Origin of the sequence: Legionella drancourtii LLAP12, from assembly GCF_000162755.2 — a bacterium.
Taxonomy (GTDB): Bacteria; Pseudomonadota; Gammaproteobacteria; order Legionellales; family Legionellaceae; genus Legionella; species Legionella drancourtii.
Genome location: NZ_JH413847.1, coordinates 301,328 through 306,182, shown reverse-complemented (window position 1 = coordinate 306,182; position 4,855 = coordinate 301,328). Strand labels below are relative to the sequence as shown.

The window sequence follows — 4,855 nt, the reverse complement described above, 5'->3', positions numbered from 1 at the left end:
AATACACTTAAGAATCCCACAACACATCACAATCATCTTTAATTGAAGCCTGCAATAAGTTAATCAAAGGAATTGCTCGTTTGGCTAAACCAATTTCAACATCACCATCGTCATCCTCTTGCTTTGACCCACTGAGTTTTCCTTTTGCGAGCGCCTTTTGCAAATGACTTAATGCCTGCGGAAGATCTTGAGACTTAATGGCACCAGGAATTGTGCCACTATGCCCCATTAACACCAGTAACTGCTGCGCCACATCACCAAAATAAGTAATATTTTCATAAGCATTTGAATGAAAGGTTACCAACATAAAAAGCTCCTTTTTAGCCATAAACACGTAACAAGTATTCAGCAATCGCACGTAATCCCATAGCTTCGCCACCTTCGGGCTTACCTGGTTTGCTGCGCTCACTCCATGCCATAATGTCCAAATGCATCCAAACGGTTGATTTTGTTATAAAACGTTGCAGAAAAAGACTGGCAATAATCGCACCAGCATAAGGATGATCACTGGTATTGGCCATATCCGCCATATTCGATTTAAGATAGTCTTCATAGGGCGTAAATAAAGGCAAACGCCACATAGGATCCACCGCTTTACAAGAAGCATCAAGTACTTCAGTAGCCAATTGGTCATTATTAGTAAATAAAGCAGATACTTCCGTACCAACAGAAACACGAGCGGCGCCAGTTAAGGTAGCAAAATCAATAAGTAAATCAGGTTGCTCTTCACAGGCTTTAACCAACGCATCCGCCAAAACCAAACGTCCCTCGGCATCGGTATTATGTACTTCCACCGTTAATCCATTACGCATGGTCAGCACATCGCCTGGTCTAAACGCATTAGGACCAATTGCATTTTCCACCGCAGGAACAAGCATCTGTAAACGCACTGGTAATTTACGCGTCATAATCCACTGCGCTAAACCAATAACATGAGCCGCCCCGCCCATGTCTTTTTTCATCAAACGCATGCCATAAGCAGATTTAATATCTAAACCACCTGTATCAAAACAAACTCCCTTGCCCACTAAGGTAACTTTGGGATGCAATGCATCCCCCCAAGTTAAAGACAATAAACGAGGAGCAGAGATCGCTGCACGACCTACAGCATGGATGGCAGGAAAATTCGCGCTCAGTAATTCATCACCGACCCATTGTTTAAATTCTGCGCCATGCGTCGTAGCCAATTCCTCAACCACTGCAGCCATTTCTGTAGGGCCTAAATCATCAGTTGGCTTATTGACTAAATCCCGCACTAAAAAGTGTGCATCAGCTAAGGCGAGCAGATTGGCTAATTCCTCTGATTTAACTGCTAAAATACGTGGTGATACTTCATTTTTTTTGTACCGGTCAAAACGATATTGAGCTAAAGCCCAAAAAAGCGCCGCTTCCTGAGTCATAGCCCCCTGCACGGCATAATAACTTGCTGGTAATTGTAACGCCGCATTAGCTAACGCTAATTCTTGATTACCATTACCCGTACCAATATAAACTTTATCAACCAAGCCATCTGCATTAGAGATTAAACAATAATCCCCTACTTTCCCTGTAAATTCTTTCACCGCCAAACTATTACGTTCAGCTGGCGTTAAAAAATCGATACCTTCTTCCCATTGAGTTAGGGAAATCAAATAAAGAGGAATTGCTCGGTCACTACGAGTGTCATAAAATAATTCAGCGTACATTTCTTTATTCCTTCATCTGGCCACGGAAATGAATAGGTCTAAGTCCGGTCAAACCTAATACCAATAAATAAATTACCACTACAGCAAGTACGTGAGCCAATAATAAGCACAAACGCATGACTGGCGGAAAACTTAACCAATACTCGACTGTTCCATTCATAAGAATCAGGTAGATACTAATTGCCGCATTAGCACATATTAATTGTATACTATATTTCAACCAACCTGGCGATGGTTGAAATACCCGGCGTTTAACCAGTAAAAACAATAAAGCCCCGCAATTCACATAACCTGCCAAAGCAGATGCTAACGTGAGTCCTGCATGCGCGAAATGCCAGACTAAGATCGAACACAATAAAGTATTCACGATCATCGAAATGGCTCCAACCTTAACAGGCGTACTAATGTCTTGGCGCGCATAAAAACCAGAGGCCAATACCTTAACCATCATAAAAGCGGGAACGCCTGATGCCAAAGTAATTAAGCTTTTTTGGGTTTGCAAAACATCATTCAAGGTAAATTTACCATAAGCAAAGCAGCTCACGATTAAAGGCATCGAAAATAAACACAAGCCCAAACCAGCAGGAATGCCGATTAATAAGATCGAACGCAGCCCCCAATCCAAGGCTTGTGAATATTGAGTTATACTTTGTTCTGCATGACGTCTAGAAAGATGAGGCAGAATTACCGTTGCAATCGCTACGCCAAAAACGCCTAAAGGAAAATCGGTTAGCCTATCGGTATAATACAACCAAGACACACTACCTACTTTTAAGAAGGAAGCAAAAATACTATCAACCATCAAATTAAGTTGCGCAATCGACACGCCAAATAAAGCGGGCACCATTAACTTAAGGACACGATTAACCCCAGGATCATTGCGCACTACCTGCGGTCTTACCAGCAAATGACGCTGGTATAAAAAAGGGATTTGAAATAATAATTGGACAATACCTGCGATCAATACCCCCCAGGCCAGTCCTGTAACCGGTTGGGGTAAATGGGGACAAAGATAAAGCGCAGCTAAAATCATACTGATATTAAGCAATACGGGAGTAAATGCAGGCACTGCAAAATAACCATAGGTATTTAACACTGCCCCAGACATTGCAGTTAAAGAAACTAGCATCAAGAATGGGAACGTGATACGCAACATCTCAGTCGCGAGAAGCGAACGACTACTGTCATGACTAAAACCTGGAGCAAATAAAAAAATAATGACTGGCGAGGCAACCATGCCAATGACAGTGACTACCGTCAGAATAGAGCCTAAATAGCCGGCAATACGCGCGATAAATACCCGCACATCATCTGCGGACCGTGTTTTTTGATATTCTGCCAGTACGGGTACAAAAGCCTGTGCAAAAGCCCCTTCAGCAAATAAACGACGCATAAAATTAGGAATACGAAAAGCGACAAAAAATGCATCCATTCCCGCTTGAGCGCCAAAAAAATTGGCAAGCACCATATCGCGAACGAAACCTAGCATGCGTGAAATGAAGGTCATTAATGAAACTAGAGTTGTGGAGCGCAACAAGCTTTGTCGTTTAGGGATCATCATATCGGTTTTAGTTGCTGACATATTTTTAGTTAATTTAAAAAAGAGCTCTTATGATATACCCAAACACATCCAGTTACATAATTTTAAATTTAACGTGAGCTAGGGATAAAATGTCCCCCGTTCACTCCGTTCAAGCTAAGGAGGCAAGGTAAAGTCTTGCTCCTTCATAATTCAGTTCTTCTGTGTGAATAAAGAATTCTATTGACAAATTCTGACTCATTATGCAAGAATCACCATCTTTTGTATTGTCTGAATGACTGGAGATCTTTAAGTGGCAAATATTAAATCAGCGATCAAACGTGCTCGCCAAAACATAAAACTGCGTCAACACAACGCCAGTGCACGTTCTATGTTCCGTACTTACATTAAAAATGTATTAAAAGCTGTTGAAGCAGGTAATAAAGACGCCGCAACTGCTGCTTATACTAAAGCACAACCTATTATCGATAAAGCAGCTGCAAAAGGATTAATTCACAAGAACAAAGCGGCTCGTATTAAAAGCCGTCTAGTTGCTCGTGTTAAGACAATGGCTGCATAATTTTAAGTCACTTAGAAAGGTCAAAATTCTGGTGAACTAAGCTGTAAGTTAAAACGAAAAAACTCTGGGAAGACGCTATATAGATAGCAATATGCGTATATTCCAGAGTTTTTCTGCTCAAGATATGCCAAGTACGGTCATTTTCAAGGTAATGAACCGGTTTTTTCTGGTTCATTGCTATTTAATCATGGTTACTGTATTTCTAGATCCGTTCTCATCCAATTCAAGTTCTGGCGCGCAATAAGTGCGGCCGATAATCTTGCACAGTTTTTTCTGTGTATCTACGTCAAGATATGCAGCTAACGCTTCTAATGAATTTTCTGTGGGTGATAATACCTCTTCATTACTATTATTTACTGCTATTGTTTGTTTTGAAAGTATTGCCGGTTCAGGCGCTAAAGCATCATCAATTTCCCATCCGCTGACAATAGCCATATATAATGAATTAAAAAGGTACTTTGCCGCATTAATCTTGGTAATTAAATTCATTTGTTCTTTATTTTTCGGCCAACTAAATAATGAATAGGCAAATCCTGACAAACCCGATACTTTGTCTGTTTTTGTTTCCGGCTCTATCACTTCAAAAGCACAATAATAAGCAACCACCCGCTCAAGCAAGCGCTTTTGATATTCCTTATATTGTTCTGGTACCACAGCATTACGTAATAACCAGTCTAAACGTTGTAGTTTACTAACGATTGCCTTCACTTCAATACAATACTCATCATCTACGGCAAAACTAATCTGTGCCTTACTGTTTGGCAATACATCAATTTTTTGTGGGGGAACAGACCAAATTAATTTAACTCCAGGTGTGTGTCGATCACGAAAATAAATCTTTTCTTTAGACTCTTTAATGTGCTCAGATACCTCACCCTCGCTATGCAATATAATGTTTTCCATATTGCCACTAACAAAGCGTGGAAAGGTTGAGGAACGGTAAGGAGCAAGTTGTTCTTCGGACAAAACCGTTCCTAATATATCCAAAGCTTCGGTTTTACAAGTATGTGAACCTTTGAGAGAAGGCCTGAATCCTACTCTTGACAATGAAAAATCAAATGGCTTGAGCCG

4 protein-coding genes and 1 pseudogene are annotated in these 4,855 nt (G+C 40.7%); 1 reads left to right on the top strand and 4 read right to left on the bottom strand.

Features of this window, described 5'->3' with window-relative positions; genetic code table 11:
- Positions 1-7 precede the first annotated feature (7 nt).
- From LDG_RS16130 to murJ, 3 genes are read right to left on the bottom strand one after another with little or no spacing between them, the layout of a single operon-like run.
- On the bottom strand, positions 8-307 hold the full coding sequence (locus tag LDG_RS16130; RefSeq protein ID WP_006872516.1) for a DUF1840 domain-containing protein: 300 nt from the start codon (positions 305-307) through the stop codon (positions 8-10).
- 13 nt (positions 308-320) lie between these two features.
- Positions 321-1,685, bottom strand: coding sequence for a leucyl aminopeptidase family protein (locus tag LDG_RS16125; protein ID WP_006872515.1), 1,365 nt, complete (start codon positions 1,683-1,685; stop codon positions 321-323).
- A 4-nt stretch (positions 1,686-1,689) separates the two neighbouring features.
- The gene (gene murJ / locus LDG_RS16120; RefSeq protein ID WP_040536274.1) at positions 1,690-3,267 is read right to left on the bottom strand and encodes a murein biosynthesis integral membrane protein MurJ; all 1,578 of its coding nucleotides are present in this window, start codon (positions 3,265-3,267) and stop codon (positions 1,690-1,692) included.
- Between the two features lie 250 nt (positions 3,268-3,517).
- Here murJ and rpsT point away from each other — a divergent pair, with 250 nt between their 5' ends.
- Positions 3,518-3,784, top strand: a complete 267-nt coding sequence (rpsT, locus tag LDG_RS16115; RefSeq protein WP_006872512.1) for a 30S ribosomal protein S20 — start codon at positions 3,518-3,520, stop codon at positions 3,782-3,784.
- 177 nt (positions 3,785-3,961) lie between these two features.
- Here the strand turns inward: rpsT and LDG_RS19185 are convergent.
- Positions 3,962-4,855 (bottom strand): annotated as a pseudogene (locus LDG_RS19185) (hypothetical protein); the annotation flags it as partial.